This window comes from Aliiruegeria sabulilitoris, from assembly GCF_001558155.1.
Taxonomy (GTDB): domain Bacteria; phylum Pseudomonadota; class Alphaproteobacteria; order Rhodobacterales; family Rhodobacteraceae; genus Tropicimonas; species Tropicimonas sabulilitoris.
In genome coordinates this window covers 1-14,587 of record NZ_LOAS01000015.1, presented here as the reverse complement: position 1 = coordinate 14,587, position 14,587 = coordinate 1, and the positions used below count along the sequence as shown (strand labels likewise).

Genomic DNA, 14,587 nt, shown 5'->3' with positions numbered 1-14,587 from the left:
GCCCGACTGTCGCTGGCATCGCACTCTTCGCCGAGAATTTCCGTTTCGGCACGCCTTGACGAATGTGTCTCTACCTGCGCGACAGATGCACACCGGCCAGCATGCAGCGCACCGACCCTCCCGCCAACTCGATGGTTGGCACATGCAGTGGCAACAACTCCGCTGTTTGTTCGATGACGGCAACCTGATCGGGCCGCAGAGCGTTCAACGCGCGCGTCGACAGCGCAAGAACCCGCCCGTTTCTGCCTTGCAGCTCAATTGCGTTTCCAGCGAAATCGGCGATCTGCGAATTGGAAAGCGAGACGACTTCACGCCCGGATTCTTCGAAACGTTCCAGAATATGCTGCCGGCGGGCATCATCGACCATCATGTCCACCCCCAGCAGCACGAATTCGGTCGCGATGCACATCAGGACATTCGTGTGATAGACGGGCACACCACGCGCATCATGCGCATCGAACACCATTGGCTCGTATTTGAAGTGGGAGCAGAAACGTTCGAGGATGATCGGATCCGCCCGGTTCGACCGCACGACATAGGCCACGCGGTCGATGTGATCGAGCACCATGGCCCCGGTCCCTTCCAAAAAGAGCCCGTCGCGTTCCAGCCCGGAGTAATCGACCACTTCCTGAACCCTGTAGTCGCGCTTGAGCATCTCGATCACATCGGCCCGTCTTTCCCTGCGCCGGGTGACGGGAAACATCGGGAAGATCGCAACATGCCCGCCGGGGTGGGTCGAGAACCAGTTGTTGGGAAAAACGGAGTCCGGCGTCAGACGGCTTTCGTCCTCGAAGATATGAGTCCGGACACCGACCGCCTCCAGCGCCTCTGCCGCTCGGGAAACCTCGGCATGGGCCAGCCTCGACACTTCCGCCGCATCCAGATGTCCGGCCTCCTGCTGAAAGGCATTGTCCTCGGCGGTTTCGCTATTTGGCGCGAAATGGTGCGGTCGGATCATGACGACCGCGCTCGGCGCCTGGACGGAGCGACGGGCATGCCTTTCGATCATCGCTGGGCACCCGCGCGCAGGATCATCCCGAAAAGATCGCGCGGCTCGTCCGGATCGGCGATCATGTCGAGATTCTCGTACCGGCCCGTGCGCTCCAACTGGTCGCGCAGATACCGCAGGGCCGAGAAATCCTCGATCGCGAAGCCCACGCTGTCGAACAGGGTCACCTGACGGGCCGAGTTGCGCCCGTCCCGTTGACCGGCGATCACCTGCCAAAGCTCGATCACCGGATGATCGGCATCAAGCTGCTGAATCTCTCCCTCGATCCGGGTCTGCGGCGGGTATTCAACGAAGATGTCAGAGCGCAGCAGGATATCCTTGTGCAGCTCGGTCTTGCCCGGACAATCGCCGCCGATGGCGTTGATATGGACGCCCGCGCCGACCATGTTGTCGGTCAGGATCGTGGCATATTGCTTGTCGGCGGTGACGGTGGTGATGATCTGCGCCCCTTCGACCGCCTCCTGCCCGGAGGCGCATTTGACAATGTCGAACCCACGCCCGGCCAGGTTTGCCGCACATTTTTCGGTCGCGACTGGATCGACATCGTAAAGGCGCAGCTTGTTGATCCCAACCAACCGCTGGAAGGCCAGCGCCTGGAACTCCGACTGCGCACCGTTGCCGATGATCGCCATCGTGTCCGCGCCCGCCGGGGCCAGATACTTTGCCGCCACGGCAGACATCGCCGCTGTCCGCAATGCGGTCAGGATCGTCATTTCCGAGATCAGCACCGGGTAGCCGGAATCAACGTCGGCCAGAACGCCGAAAGCGGTGACTGTCTGCAGCCCCTCCTTTGTGTTCTTGGGATGCCCGTTTACGTATTTGAACGCATACTCCTTGCCATCCGAAGTCGGCATCAGCTCGATCACCCCCACCGAGGAATGCGCCGCTAGCCGGGGCGTCTTGTCGAACGCCTCCCAACGCACGAAGTCCTCCTCGATATAGGCGGCTATCCCCGCCAGCATCTCCTCGACACCGATATCCAACACGGTCTGCATCATGTCGTCCACGGACACGAAGGGGACGAGGTTCAGTGACGGAACACGCGAGGAATCGAAGGACATTCAGAGAGACTTTCGTGATGGCGGATCTCGGATCAGGCGGGTCCGATAACAATACCGCAGCCGAGTAAGTGTCGAAATGGCATAAATATGCAGAAATTCTTGTCATTTTGATAGATTTGACAGATCAAGTTAGCGATTTGTCACCCGCGAAGGTTCCAATGACGGAAGCAAAGCAAATTCTCGACGCTCTGGACCGCGAATTGGTGGCGCTTCTGCGCCGCGACGGGCGCGCGCCTCTCTCGAAGCTTGCCGAGATCCTCGGGGTATCGCGGGGAACGGTTCAGAACCGGATCGACCGGATGATCGCGTCAGGCACGCTGCTGGGCTTTACGGTCCGGGTCCGTTCCGAAGCCGAGCTCGACGCGATACGGGCCATCATGATGATCGAGGTTGCGGGCAAATCGACCACGGAAGTGACACGCCGCCTGCGGGGCATTCCCGAACTGCATCAGTTGCACACGACAAATGGCAATTGGGACCTGGTGGCCGAGATCCAGGCGGCATCGCTCGGCGATTTTGACCGGGTCCTGCGGGAAGTGCGGCAAACAGACGGGATCCTGAACAGCGAAACGAGCCTGTTGCTGAGCAGCGTTTGAGCATTCCAGCGGCCAACATGAAACAAGTCAGGTCACAGGTCGCCACAGTTTCGTCGTCGGACACAATGCCTGCCCATTCAATTCCGCTCTTGCGCCGTAATCTTTCCGCTTTGTCCCGGCACTCTAGGCTGAAACCATTTGCGAACAGGCCGACATTATGCCCCTGCCGACCGAGATTTCCACGACGCTTCTGCTGCCGCGCCCGGCGCGTTTCGACATGGGGCAAATTCATGCCGCGCTCGAAGCACGGATGAGCACGAACTGCCCCCCTTTCGAGCGGCTCGACTGGCATCAGACTCAACTGCTTTCCTCGCCCGACCTGCACCTGCAACTGCGCGCCCGGGATCTGCCCCTCTTGGATGATCGGTTTGACAGCGCGCTTTCTTCCGAACTGGCCGGGATGATGCATGACGATCTCTCCGTGGCCGTCGCCCGTCACCGGGCCTCGGTGACGCTGCGGGTCGGCACCGGGCCACGCCCGCAGCCGCGCGGGCAAGCCTTCCCGCCTCCGTCGCACGCGATCTATGAGTGCATGCTGATCCTGGCCCATACCGCAGCGACACAACTCGCGCAGGGGTGCCATCCGCTCGCGGTGCATTGGGCGCAGTCGGATCAGCTTCTCAGCCCGGGTCGTTTTTCCGCCATGGGCAATATGCTGTTCCCCCTGCCACTTTTCCTGCATCCGCGTCCGAGTTGTCGCGAGAAGGCGGGTGAAGAATGGATTTCGCTGGATGTGGAGGGGGCGCAGCATCTGCTCGACCGCACCCTCAGCACGGAATACGCGCCGGTTTCCCTGCCCTGGATGATGCAGCGCGTCTACGCCTTCGTCGCGCACCTGCGCGCCACGGGATTGGCCGTGTCCGACGGTATGGAGTTTGCCACCGCCGAGGGTGAGCGTTTCCGGGTTCGCATCGATGAGCGGGGCGCCATAAGGCTCCGGCTGGAAGAATTGCATGGCAAGCCGATCTCACCGCCGGAAATGGACACGCAGGACTTCGCGGCCTGAGCCTGCAGGAACCCTCTACTCCCCGAGCACCGCAAAATCCTCCGCATCGAGCTGTTGCCGCTCCATGAGGATCGTATGGATCGAGAAGGCAACCGCATCGCTTTCGGGCAGGCGGAGCAGGCATTGCCGCTCCGAACGTAATAGGGCGCCTCCGGCCCACCGGCAGGGCGCGGATCGTTCTCCGGCCGAGGCTGGAACAAGGCGGGATCGTCGTAGAAGAACGCATTCGAGCGCGACAAGGGCCGCCCCGGCTGGATCCCGTCCAGAAGCCTTTGCACCCGCCGGCCAAGCTCCGAGTCATAGACCTTCACAGGAACGTGGATCCCCATCATCGGCCGGCCCAGTTTTTCGGCCAATGTCCAACTTGCCGGGAAACAGAGGATCGCGCCGGTCAACAGATGCTCCCCCTGCCCCTCCTTGCGTTGCAGAATACAGAAGTCTTCCTGAACGAGCCGCCCCAACGTCATCAGCGGCGTACCCCGGTCGAGCGGTACCACCCGGCCATCCGGACAGCGCATGCCCGCCTCTTCCCGACAGAATCCGACGCGCGTTTTCAGGATACCAAGCACGAGGTCGTACAATTCCCGCGCCGGCGCCAAGGCGTCCGCCTGCAACCCGTGGACCTTGTCGGGTTGGCTCTGTAACAGGCGCTCCCGCTCGGCCATCTGCGCGGGGTAGCTGTCGAGCTGCCACAGCCAATCATCGAGCGAAACGGGGGCGATCCCCGGCAGGCTGCGCGCTCGTGGCAGGCGCCAGGGCCGAACGGCAAGGTTGCGATTGAGGATCGGTGCGGTGGTGCTGGTCGAAGTCATCCCCCGACCCTGCGCCCTCTTTGGAACGGGAAAAAGCGTGGCATGGTGCCGCCCTGCGCGCAGGATGGGTTTTGCCCAAGCTCAGGCGCCTTGCGATCTGCCAATACCGAGTGGACGCCCGTAACCATTGCGTGACAGGGCCGACACAGTGCTTGGGTCGCACGCAGCCGGGGACCACTATTAAAACAGCACCGTATCTGTCCCGAGGGTTTGCAATGGAACGATTCACATTTGTCGGCGCGCAGGGCCACCCGCTCGCCGCCCGGCTCGATCGCCCCGAGGGGCCGCATCTGGCCACGGCGGTCTTTGCTCATTGCTTCTCCTGCTCCAAGGATATCGCGGCGGCGCGACGTATCTCGCAGCGGTTGGCGATGATGGGCATCGCGGTGCTGCGCTTCGATTTCACGGGTCTTGGCCATTCGGAGGGTGAGTTCGAGAACACGACCTTCACGTCGAATGTCGGCGACATCGAAGCAGCGGCAGCGCATCTGGCAGAGATCGGCATGACCCCGAGCCTGCTGATTGGCCACTCGCTCGGCGGTGCCGCCGTTCTGAAAGCCGCGGGCCGGATCGACAGCGTAAAGGCGGTGGCAACGCTCGCTGCGCCCTTCGATCCCGGCCACGTGACACATAATTTCCACGATGCGTTGCCAAGGATCGCGGCGGATGGCGCCGCCGAGGTCGACCTAGGCGGACGCCCCTTCCGCATCGGGCAGGATTTTGTTCGTGACGCGATCGAAACCGACCTGAGCGTGGAAATCGCGTCGCTCCGCCGGGCGTTGCTCATCCTGCACGCACCGCTGGACGACGTGGTTTCGATCGAGAATGCCACCGCGATCTTTACCGCCGCGCGGCACCCGAAAAGCTTCGTTACCCTAGACGATGCCGACCACCTTCTGAGCCGGGCGGAAGATGCCGAATATGCCGCCGAGGTCATCGCCGCCTGGGCGGGGCGCTATCTCGACCTGCGTCCCCCTGCCCCGCCGCCGGGCGCGCCCGAGGGCGTCGTGCGCTCGTCGGAGGCCGACCCGGCGGGTTTCCTGCAGGATATCAACGCCGGTCCGCATCACTACATTCAGGCCGATGAACCGGCGGCTTACGGCGGCACGGACAGGGGCATGAGCCCCTACGGGTTGCTGTCGGCCGCGCTGGCCAGTTGCACCTCGATGACGATCCGCATGTATGCGCGCCGTAAGGGCTGGCCGTTGGAGCATGTCTCGGTCGAGGTCACGCATGACAAGGTCCACGCGCAGGACAGCGACCTGACCGGCCCGAACCGGATCGACCGATTCGAGCGGCGGGTGCGCCTGGACGGGGCGCTCGATGCCGAGCAGCGGGCGCGCCTGATGGATATTGCCGACCGCTGCCCTGTGCACAAGACGCTTGAAGCGGGCGCGAAAGTGGTGACACGGGAGGTTCCGGCGAAATAGCGCCAAGTTGCTCCGGCCCGCCGTCTGGACAACCGTCGCCGCGCGGGCCAAGGTCGCGCCGTGCGTCAGGACGTGCGTCAGGAGAAGAATATGCCCCCCCGCAAGATCATCATCGACACCGATCCCGGACAGGACGACGCCGTCGCGATCCTGCTTGCGCTGGCCTCGCCGGAGTTGGAGGTGCTGGCAATCACCGCCGTCGCCGGCAACGTGCCGCTCGACAGGACTTCCCGCAATGCCCGCGTCATCTGCGAGCTGGCCGGCCGGCGCGACGTGGCCGTGCACGAAGGTTGCGACGCGCCCATGAAGCGCACGCTCGTCACCGCCGAACATGTGCATGGAAAGACGGGGCTGGACGGATACGACCTGCCTGACCCGAGCATGCCGGTGGCGGACCTGCACGCGGTGGAGGCGATCATCCACCATATCCGCCGCGAACCGCCCGGCACCGTCACGCTCTGCCCGCTCGGCCCGCTCACCAACGTGGCCACCGCGTTGGAACGCGCACCGGATATCGCCGAGCGGCTGGCGGGGATTGTCCTGATGGGCGGGGCCTATTTCGAGGTCGGCAACGTCACGCCGGCGGCCGAGTTCAACATCTATGTCGATCCCGAAGCGGCCGATATCGTGATGAAGAGCGGCATCGATATCACCATCCTGCCCCTCGATGTGACGCATAAGGCGCTGATCACCAGCGAATGGTTGGCAGAAGTCGCCGCGCTGGACACGCCGGTTGCGCGGGTGGTGTCGGCCTGGCTGGATTTCTACGAGCGGTTCGACGTCGAGAAATATGGCGGCGCCGGCGGCCCGCTGCACGATCCGTGCGTCATTGCATGGCTGCTGAAGCCGGAGCTGTTCAGCGGCAAGCATATCAATGTAGAGATCGAGACCCAGAGCGCGTTGACCCGTGGCATGACCGTCGCCGATTGGTGGGGCGTAACGGACCGTTCGCCAAACGCGACCTTTATTGGCGAAGTGGACGCGAAGGGCTTTTTCGACCTGCTCCTGGAGAGGCTGGCGCGGCTGTGAGGATCGACATCGTTCCCTATGACCCCGTCTGGGCCGACATGGCCGCGAAGGAAACCGAGCGTTGGGAAAAGGCGCTCGGCACCGCCCTGCGCGAAGTCCACCATATCGGTTCGACCGCGGTGCCGGGACTATCGGCAGAACCAGTCATCGACCTGATCGCGGTGATTGCACCCGATGTCGATCTCGACAAGCTTCAACCGCTGGTCCACGCCATGGGCTATGAATGGCTTGGCGAATTCGGCCAGCCAGGTCGGCGTTATTGCCGCCGATCCAGCCCGACCAGCGGCAAGCGCCTGGTAAAGGCCCATTGCTGGTCCGAAGGCGACAGCGAGATCCTGCGCCACCTGGCCTTTCGCGACGCGCTTCGAGCGGATCCGATGCTGCGGGGGGCGTACGAGACACGCAAACGGCATTGCGCATCGCTCCACCGCGACGATGCGGCGGCATATGCGGCGTGCAAATCCGGTTGGATCGACACCGCGGAAGCCCGGGCTCTGAAAGCGCTCGCAGGAGAGGACGGATGAAAACCAAGCTGCACATGGCCCGGCCCGAAGACCTGCAAAAACTCCTTGCCATGGTGGCGGCGTTCCACGCCGAATCCGGCGTCGTGCAGGATGACGAAACCCGGCTCGCCGCCGTTCTGCCGCTGCTCGAAGGCTCACCGCTCGGCGTTGTCTACATTCTCGGGCCGCGCAACGCGCCGGTCGGCTATGTCGCCATCAGCTTCGGCTGGTCGATCGGGCTGGGCGGGATCGACGGCTTTATCGACGAGTTCTGGATCCGCCCCGCCGTGCGCGGCAAGGGGATGGGCGGCGAGGCGCTGTCGGCGCTGATCCGGGCGTTGAGCGATGCCGGCGTGCGGGCGCTGCACCTTGAAGCAGACCGGGCGAGCCCGGTTGGCCGGCTCTATGAACGGCTCGGCTTCGAGCGGCGGGAAAACCACTGCCTGATGTCGGCAGACCTCACCCGGCACTGATCCGGCTCGCGGCTGCTACCGGCAGTAGGAACCACTGCGATAGCGCGCCGTATCGACGTGGAAATGGTCCTGGTGGTAGCGATCCGCATTCGGCCCGAGCACGGTGCCGAAGGGCCCGCAGGCGGCGCGATGGATCTGCCGCATGGCCTTGGACCACTTGCGCGACCGCCAGTCCTTGGCCACGGTCAGCTCGGTACCGTTGTTCAACCGGATAGCGGAGATATCCACCGCGTGACCTTTGGCATGTTCCGACAAGCGGCCGCCGGAGCGGTTATTCCGGTTCCGGCAGACATAATGGGCCGCAACCTTGAGTTCCTTCACGCCGCCGCCCTTGCGCCCGATGGCCGGCTTGATGCCATTCTCGACCCAGTTGTTCAGCGCCTTGGCCGTCTCGCAATCGATCGTCGCCGGTTGGCTGAGTTTTACACCCGCAATCGATGTCACCCGGACCGGGTTGGAAATTCCACAGCCGCTGCCCGGATTGCCGAAACTCGCCTTGACCGTCCCCTTGATCGAATTCACGCCACAGATCGCGCCCTTGCGCGAATACCCACCCGCTCGATTGCGAAACAGTTTGCCGAACCCGGCCGGGCGCACCTTGGGATAGGTCGTCTCGGCCCTGGATGCCGCGCTTGCCGAGGCTTGGATGACGGAATAGCCCGCCAGCGGGTGGACCGGTCGCTCTGTCGGACGCATGTCGGCATTGAAATGGATCCGGGTGACCATGCGGGTCACTTCCAGTCGGGAATCGGCGGCGACTTCTTGCTCATGGAACAGCCCATCACGCGGACGCGGACGAATATCGCCATCAATACGGGCCGATACTCCGGCCGCCGTAGCGGTGGAGAAGGGCGTTGCATCGGTCGCTTCGAGTGTCTCTTTCGGCGCTGTCGAATCGATGGCGGCCATGGCGCGCTCGGGCGCCTCCCCCGTCACGCGCGGCAATGGCCGCAAGCTGGCCGAGGGCGCTTCGGCGGCCGAAATACTGGCTGAAAACAGTAGGGCGGCACAAAAGCCGAGCCGAATAAAACCTGTCAGCCCACGGCCCGCATTGCACCGCTCCAATGTCATTCCTTCGCTCCTTTTCCGCGCCCGAAATCGGGCGCGTCGGTATCCTGCCCAGCCTGGATAATACCACGGCGGATGGCGCGTGTACGGGTGAAATAGTCGAACAGAAGCTCCCCATCGCCCTTGCGGATCGCCCGTTGCAGCGACATGAGCTCCTCGATGAAGCGCCCGAGGATCTCCATCGTGGCATCCTTGTTATTGAGGAACACGTCGCGCCACATGGTCGGGTCAGAGGCCGCGATGCGAGTGAAGTCCCGGAAGCCGGCGGCGGAATACTTGATCACCTCGCTGTCGGTCACCCGGCGCAAGTCATCGGCCACACCCACCATCGTATAGGCGATCAGGTGCGGCGCATGCGAGGTTACCATCAGAACGAGGTCATGGTGCTCGGGGTCCATCACCTCGACATTGGCGCCCAGCCCCACCCAGAATTCCTCGAGCCTGGACAGGGCCTCCGGGTCGACATCGCCCTCCGGCACGATAAGCGTGTATCGGTTCTCGAAAAGCTCCGCGAAGCCCGAACGCGGGCCGGAATGTTCCGTGCCGGCCAGCGGGTGGGCGGGGATGAAATGCACCCCATCGGGCATATGCGGCGCCACGGCATCGATCACCGCGCGCTTTACCGAACCGACATCTGTTACGGTGCAGCCGGGCTTCAGGTGCGGGCCGATCTCCTCCGCCACACGCCCCATCGCGCCGACCGGCACGCAGAGCACCACGAGGTCGGCATCCTTGACCGCCTCGGCCGGGGTCTCGGCGACGATGTCGCAAAGCCCGTCCTCGCGGGCAATGGCACGGGTTTCCGCCGAACGCGCCGTTCCGGCGATCTCGCCCTGCAACCCGGCGCGGCGGCCGGCATGGATCATGGAGGACGCAATCAGGCCCAGGCCGATATAGGCGACGCGTTCGTAGATCCGGCTCATTTGCGGCCCTCCTGGTAAGTACGGATACCGTCGATCACCCGCTGGCAGCCGGCCTCGTCGCCCACGGTGATGCGCAGGCACTGCGGCAAGCCATAGCCCGCGACGCGCCGCACGATCACGCCCTGCGATTTCAGGTGCGTGTCCACGGCCTCCGCCTCGGCCTGGTCGGCGAAGCGGGCCAGGACGAAATTGGCCAGACTGGTGTCGCAAGGGATACCAAGCGCCGCCAGTTGCTCGGACAGCCAGACCCGCATGCGGGCATTTTCCTTCGTGCAGCGCTCGGCCCAGTCACGGTCGCGGATAGCGGCAATGGCGCCGGACATCTGGATATCGGACAGGTTGAAGGGTTGCCGTATGCGGCTCAGAACGTCGATGATGTCCTTCGGCCCATAGCCCCAGCCGACCCGCAGCCCGCCAAGCCCGTAGAGCTTGGAGAAAGTACGCGTCATGAAGACGTTGTCGCGACTGTCGACGAGCGAGACCCCACCGTCATAGCCATCGACAAACTCGGCATAGGCACCATCCAGCACCAGGATCGCCCCTTCGGGCAGCCCGTTGGCAAGCCGCGCCAGCTCATTGCCACCGATCATCGTGCCCGTGGGGTTGTTCGGGTTGGCAATGAAGACGAGCTTTGTCCGCTCTGTGCACGCCGCCAGAAGCGCATCCACATCCGTGACCCGCTCGCGCTCGGAGGCTTCCACCGGCGTCGCCCCGGCCGCAAGCCCAAGGATGCGATACATGGCAAAGCCGTGCTCGGTATAAAGCACCTCGTCGCCCGGCCCCGCATAGGCCTGACACAGGAATTGCAGGATCTCGTCCGACCCCACGCCGCAGATGATCCGCTCCGGATCCAGCCCGTGCACCTGCCCGATGGCTGCGCGCAGCGGCGCGTGATCGGTGTTTGGATAGCGATGCACCTCGGCGATCGCTTCGGCAATCGCCTCCTTCGCCTTCGGGCTCGGCCCGTAAGGGTTCTCGTTTGCGCTGAGCTTGAGAATGTCGCGCACGCCCTCAACATGGCTCTCCCCGCTCTGATACAGAGCGATGTCCATGATACCGGGCTGGGGAGTGATCTGCGTCATAGGGGCCTCCGTTCCGGGCGGTTCTATAGCGTTTCGATTTCGTGGTGAAGCAGTCCTGTCGGCAAATGCCGTCGCGCCGCAGGCAGCGGCACAGCCCAAACTAAAACGGCCGCCCCGGTTTCCCGGAGCGGCCGCCTGATCGAAACGTTCAGAACTTAGTTCTGAGCGTAGTATTCGATGACGAGGTTCGGCTCCATCTGCACCGCGTAGGGCACATCGGCAAGGCCCGGCATGCGCACGAAAGTGGCGGTCATCTTGGAATGGTCGGCGTCGATATAGTCCGGCACATCACGCTCGGCGAGGCCAACGGCCTCCAGCACGACGGCGAGCTGCTTGGAGCGGTCACGCACCTCGATCACGTCGCCTTCCTTGACGCGGTAGGAGGGGATGTTCACGCGGTTGCCGTTCACGAGCACATGGCCGTGGTTCACGAACTGACGGGCGGCAAAGATGGTCGGCACGAACTTGGCGCGATAGACGACGGCGTCCAGGCGACGCTCGAGCAGGCCGATCAGGTTCTCACCGGTATCACCACGCACGCGTTCTGCTTCGGTATAAATGCGGCGGAACTGCTTCTCGGTCAGGTCGCCATAGTAGCCCTTCAGCTTCTGCTTGGCGCGCAGCTGCAGACCGAAGTCGGACATCTTGCCCTTGCGACGCTGGCCATGCTGGCCCGGGCCGTATTCACGGCGGTTGACGGGAGATTTGGGGCGGCCCCAAATGTTTTCGCCCATGCGGCGGTCGATCTTGTACTTGGCAGACGTGCGTTTGGTCACGGCTGATCTCCTTCGTTGAGCCGGCGCCGGAGGGCACCTATGAAGGGCGTTGTCCTTTCCCTTGCGGGAGACAGGCATCCCCTTGCGGGGGCCACCAACACCAATGATTGACCCGGCCACGACAGCCGGGATGGCGCTCTTTATTGCGACCCAGGCTGGGTGTCAAGAACTCCGACCGACTCTGCGCCCCGGCAATCTTTGCAATCCCGTCCGCTTTCCCGGTTGACGCCGCTGCCATCAAACCATAGAGAACCATGACCCTTCGGCGAGTTGGCGGAGTGGTGACGCAGCGGATTGCAAATCCGTGTACACCGGTTCGATTCCGGTACTCGCCTCCAAGGTTCTGCGCCATGTGATGCAACGGGGTGCAGAATACGCCAGAAAATATGGGCCAAATGGCTCTGGGGCATTTTGAGTCTTGAGGCGTTGGTGTTGGCATAGAGTCCATTTTGTTGGTATGAGTGTTGGTACGGCGGGGGCCGTCCAACCGGGATACCAACACATGAGTCTGACCGAAACCGCGATCAAGAGTGTCCGTCCCAGCGAGAGAATCGCCAAGCTGAGTGACGGTGAAGGGCTGCAACTCCACATCCACCCGAACGGCTCCAAGTTGTGGCGGCTGGCCTATCGGTTCGGCGGCAAACAGAAGACTCTCGCCCTCGGCAAGTGGCCCGATGTGACAGTGAAGGAAGCCCGAAAGCGCCGTTCCAAGGCCAAAGCCACATTGGCGGACGGGCTGGACCCATCGCAGGAGCGCCAACGCGGAGACCGTAAAGGCCCTCCTACCTGGGCGGAGGTTGCCGACGAATATGTTGATTTCCAGAGAAAGCGGGGCCGCGCTCCCAAAACCCTAGGCAAGCTGTCCTGTCACGTCGAAAAGACCAAGGCCGCGTTTGGCGACCGACCTATTGCGGAGGTCCGGGCCTCCGATGTGCTGGCACTCCTGCGGGATATAGAAGCCGACGGAAAACACACCACGGCGGCGTCTGTGCGGTCGCTGTGCAGCCGGGTCTTTCGTTACGCGGCGATGACCGACCGAGCCGAGACCGACCCGGCGGCGGCGCTGTCCGGGGCGCTGGTGGCCCCTCAGTCCGAGGGCTACCCGGCCATCTATGACCGCGACGAAATCGGCGGGTTGATCCGGGCTATCCGGGGGTATCGGGGCGAGCCAATGACCGCGACGGGACTCCTGCTTTGCGCCTACACCTTCCTGCGGCCCGGTGAGGTCACAAAAATGCATTGGGCGGACGTGGATTTTGTCGCCCGACAGATCGTTATCCCGACGGAGAGAATGAAGAAACCGCGCCCGCATGTGGTGCCCCTGTCCGACCAGGTGGCGTCTCTCCTTCGAGACATTGAACGGCTTACCGGGGGGCACCGCTATGTTCTGTGGAGTCTTCGATCTTCCTCGCGTCCGATAAGCGACAATACCTTGAACGCCGCATTGCGGCGGCTGGGCTACTCGAAACAAGAGATGGTCGCGCACGGATTCCGCAAGATCGCCTCCACGCTCCTGCACGAGGAAGGGTGGAACACCGATTGGATTGAACGGCAGCTTGCGCATATCGAGAGGAACAAGGTTCGCGCCGCATATGACAAGTCGGAGCATATCGAGGGGCGAACCGAGATGATGCAAGCCTATGCAGACTTGCTGGACAAGTTGGCGGAGACGCCCAAGCGTTAGCCCGGCGTCCCCGCTGATGGTTCAGATTCTCAGCCGCACCGCGACCGAGGTGGACGGGTTGCCCGCAGCGACCCGGATGTCGTTTTCGTCGGGGTCGCTACACTCCCGACCGCCGCGGCAGTCCAGATCGCCCTCGGTGATCGGGACGTGCGGGAGCGCAGAGGATGCACAGCGGCCTATCCAGTTGGGATACGGGAAGGAATCGAGGTTCTGTCGGAGTTTTCGAACGCTCGGGTTCGGCCTTTCAAGCCACGCCCGAGCAGGTTGCTGAAGCCTTCTAGCTCCAATCCCAAAAATCGTCCGCAAGCTCATTGATGTCGGACAGTGGAGCGGAGAAAACGATCCTGGGTTTCAACGGCGGCGGCGCAACGAGGCTAAGAATATCTTCCGCAAGGCGGTCGTAGTCGACGTGTGCAAAAAACGCGAGCGAAGGGTCTGCTCGATAAAGTATCTGTTTCCGAGCGAAATGCTCACACTTCCCAACCATCTTTACCCGATCAAGCTCCCAGCCAGCGGCCAACAATTGCACCTGCGTGGCGCAAACTGTTTCTGAGAGAACGTATGCGCCGGCGTCGAAGAGTCGATCTCGCATGGATGCGATGTCGCTAGTATCTTCGACCTCGTACTCGAAGTCCTTCCATTGCGTCATCCAAGCAACGGAGTTTGTGCACGAGTTTTCCATGTCACCCCTCCCCATCGACGATGTGGCTATGCAGCCAATGATCCAGGTCAGAGCGCCGATAAAGGACGCAACCGGAAACCTTGATGAATTTGGGCCCGTCCAAACGATTGACGCGCATCCGAAGCTTCGCAAGCGTCGACTCGGAAATTCCGAGATAGTCGGCGGCATGTTTGGGCCGAGGCTGTGTGGAAACTCTGGGTTTGCTATGGGTTCTTGGGCGAGGAAGTGGATTGCCGGCCAATGATGCCGATTTGTCATCTCTGCCCGTTTGAAGGAGCTCTGACGGCTCCCGGTGGGCATTGTGCGCGGGTTTTTCGGCGAGATGGGGATATTTGGCCTTTCAGGCCGTCATCGCCTTCAATAGCTGGCCCACACCGATCATGTTGATTACGCGTTTGATGTTATAGGCCAGAACGTTCAGCGCCATCTCGGTGCGGACGTTCTTCAGCCGCC

15 protein-coding genes, 1 tRNA gene and 1 pseudogene are annotated in these 14,587 nt (G+C 62.8%); 8 read left to right on the top strand and 9 right to left on the bottom strand.

Translation table 11 applies throughout. The features are described 5' to 3' along the window. Positions 1 to 70: 70 nt before the first annotated feature. Positions 71 to 1,009, bottom strand: a complete 939-nt coding sequence (gene ctlX / locus AX756_RS15170) for a citrulline utilization hydrolase CtlX (protein WP_068313239.1) — start codon at positions 1,007 to 1,009, stop codon at positions 71 to 73. Next, positions 1,006 to 2,070: an ornithine cyclodeaminase gene (gene ocd / locus AX756_RS15165; RefSeq protein ID WP_068313237.1), complete on the bottom strand. Its 1,065-nt coding sequence runs from the start codon at positions 2,068 to 2,070 to the stop codon at positions 1,006 to 1,008. The genes ctlX and ocd overlap by 4 nt, the downstream gene beginning before the upstream one ends. A gap of 158 nt (positions 2,071 to 2,228) precedes the next feature. Between ocd and AX756_RS15160 the strand changes: the two genes are divergently transcribed. Both AX756_RS15160 and AX756_RS15155 read left to right on the top strand, forming a co-directional pair. Further along, positions 2,229 to 2,666 (top strand): Lrp/AsnC family transcriptional regulator, encoded by a 438-nt coding sequence (locus AX756_RS15160; protein WP_068313233.1) that lies wholly within the window; start codon positions 2,229 to 2,231, stop codon positions 2,664 to 2,666. 157 nt (positions 2,667 to 2,823) lie between these two features. Then, the gene (locus AX756_RS15155) at positions 2,824 to 3,672 is read left to right on the top strand and encodes a hypothetical protein (protein ID WP_068313230.1); all 849 of its coding nucleotides are present in this window, start codon (positions 2,824 to 2,826) and stop codon (positions 3,670 to 3,672) included. Positions 3,673 to 3,687: 15 nt separating this feature from the next. Here the strand turns inward: AX756_RS15155 and AX756_RS26740 are convergent, their stop codons facing one another. Beyond that, positions 3,688 to 3,783, bottom strand: coding sequence for a hypothetical protein (locus AX756_RS26740; protein ID WP_321186410.1), 96 nt, complete (start codon positions 3,781 to 3,783; stop codon positions 3,688 to 3,690). Positions 3,784 to 3,902: 119 nt separating this feature from the next. Then, positions 3,903 to 4,337 (bottom strand): annotated as a pseudogene (locus AX756_RS26735) (heme-dependent oxidative N-demethylase subunit alpha family protein); the annotation flags it as partial. Between the two features lie 362 nt (positions 4,338 to 4,699). On the opposite strand from AX756_RS26735, the gene AX756_RS15145 reads away from it, so the two are divergent. The 4 genes from AX756_RS15145 to AX756_RS15130 all read left to right on the top strand — a co-directional run bounded on the left by AX756_RS15145 (position 4,700) and on the right by AX756_RS15130 (position 7,919). Next, positions 4,700 to 5,914, top strand: coding sequence for a bifunctional alpha/beta hydrolase/OsmC family protein (locus tag AX756_RS15145; RefSeq protein WP_068313224.1), 1,215 nt, complete (start codon positions 4,700 to 4,702; stop codon positions 5,912 to 5,914). A 90-nt stretch (positions 5,915 to 6,004) separates the two neighbouring features. Further along, a complete protein-coding gene (locus AX756_RS15140) occupies positions 6,005 to 6,943 on the top strand; it encodes a nucleoside hydrolase (RefSeq protein ID WP_068313222.1) in 939 nt (312 codons plus the stop codon). After that, positions 6,940 to 7,467: a GrpB family protein gene (locus tag AX756_RS15135; RefSeq protein ID WP_068313218.1), complete on the top strand. Its 528-nt coding sequence runs from the start codon at positions 6,940 to 6,942 to the stop codon at positions 7,465 to 7,467. The genes AX756_RS15140 and AX756_RS15135 overlap by 4 nt, the downstream gene beginning before the upstream one ends. Next, entirely contained in the window at positions 7,464 to 7,919 is a 456-nt protein-coding gene (locus AX756_RS15130) for a GNAT family N-acetyltransferase (RefSeq protein ID WP_068313215.1), read from the top strand. Before AX756_RS15135 ends, AX756_RS15130 begins: the two co-directional genes overlap by 4 nt. A gap of 15 nt (positions 7,920 to 7,934) precedes the next feature. Here the strand turns inward: AX756_RS15130 and AX756_RS15125 are convergent, their stop codons facing one another. From AX756_RS15125 to rpsD, 4 genes are all read right to left on the bottom strand, one after another. Beyond that, complete coding sequence (locus AX756_RS15125; RefSeq protein WP_231701073.1) at positions 7,935 to 8,990, bottom strand: extensin-like domain-containing protein; 1,056 nt, start codon at positions 8,988 to 8,990, stop codon at positions 7,935 to 7,937. Beyond that, a complete protein-coding gene (locus AX756_RS15120; protein ID WP_068313212.1) occupies positions 8,987 to 9,910 on the bottom strand; it encodes a prephenate/arogenate dehydrogenase family protein in 924 nt (307 codons plus the stop codon). Before AX756_RS15120 ends, AX756_RS15125 begins: the two co-directional genes overlap by 4 nt. After that, on the bottom strand, positions 9,907 to 10,992 hold the full coding sequence (hisC, locus tag AX756_RS15115) for a histidinol-phosphate transaminase (RefSeq protein WP_068313210.1): 1,086 nt from the start codon (positions 10,990 to 10,992) through the stop codon (positions 9,907 to 9,909). Before hisC ends, AX756_RS15120 begins: the two co-directional genes overlap by 4 nt. 155 nt (positions 10,993 to 11,147) lie before the next feature. Beyond that, entirely contained in the window at positions 11,148 to 11,768 is a 621-nt protein-coding gene (gene rpsD / locus AX756_RS15110; RefSeq protein ID WP_068313206.1) for a 30S ribosomal protein S4, read from the bottom strand. A 264-nt stretch (positions 11,769 to 12,032) separates the two neighbouring features. Here rpsD and AX756_RS15105 point away from each other — a divergent pair. Further along, a tRNA-Cys gene (locus AX756_RS15105) sits at positions 12,033 to 12,106 on the top strand. Between the two features lie 164 nt (positions 12,107 to 12,270). Continuing rightward, on the top strand, positions 12,271 to 13,452 hold the full coding sequence (locus tag AX756_RS15100) for a tyrosine-type recombinase/integrase (protein WP_068313204.1): 1,182 nt from the start codon (positions 12,271 to 12,273) through the stop codon (positions 13,450 to 13,452). Between the two features lie 277 nt (positions 13,453 to 13,729). On the opposite strand, the gene AX756_RS15095 is transcribed toward AX756_RS15100, so the two are convergent. Beyond that, positions 13,730 to 14,134, bottom strand: coding sequence for a hypothetical protein (locus AX756_RS15095; protein WP_068313201.1), 405 nt, complete (start codon positions 14,132 to 14,134; stop codon positions 13,730 to 13,732). Positions 14,135 to 14,587: the final 453 nt, after the last annotated feature.